Source organism: Vibrio sp. 2132-1 (assembly GCF_033344315.1).
Window position 1 is genome coordinate 1 of record NZ_JAWPON010000355.1, and the last position, 690, is coordinate 690.

Here is a 690-nt window from a genome sequence, read left to right on the forward strand (position 1 = left end):
GATATCCTTCTCAACTTGACCTTGGTATTCTCGTTTTATGTTTTCGATCTCTTTCGTTTTTTTATCTAATTCTTTCTTAGCTTTGAGTAACGACTCATCTGCGAATGTGCGAAGGCCGTTGTAAATTAAACCTAAAATGAACGCTGTCATGAGGCTAAACAAGAATATGTAAACCCATGATTGCCATTGGTACCAGAGCGTTTTTGCGCCTTGTGCTAGTAAAATAGGACCATTTGAGTTGGATAAGTCTACTAACCAAATCGTGCTATCGGGAGTTAGAAAATCAAGAAATGGTGCTGCAAAAAGCAATACCAATCCCACAACAATTACCGTCAAAAATCCCCAAATCATCGTAGGTATACCTCTGTAATATCGGGGCGGAAATGCCCTAGCTCTTGAGAAATAATCGTCATGACATCGATACGCTCAAAGTGGTTAGCCAGTTGTTCGTAGCGGTTTTGTGCGTAGCTATGGCGTAAGCCGTGTGCTCCGTTGGAGTACCCAAGAGCGCGAGAACTCGCTTTGCTGAACGCATCAGAAAACTTGTGTCCTCCTGCTATGTTGTAATGCGATTCGTAATTCACGCCCCTGTCAGAGAGTTGCTGTGGTGTATCGAGTCTGCGTTCTTCTAACTTTTCTGCCAAATGGTTGGGGATTTGAACTTCACGAATGAGACCGCCTTTCCCTTGA

The 690-nt window shown here is 43.3% G+C and carries 2 pseudogenes; both read right to left on the reverse strand.

Features of this window, described 5'->3' with window-relative positions:
- Window positions 1-351: pseudogene (locus R8N47_RS25385) on the reverse strand (hypothetical protein); the annotation flags it as partial.
- A pseudogene (locus R8N47_RS25390) lies at window positions 348-690 on the reverse strand (site-specific integrase); the annotation flags it as partial. The pseudogenes R8N47_RS25385 and R8N47_RS25390, both read right to left, overlap by 4 nt.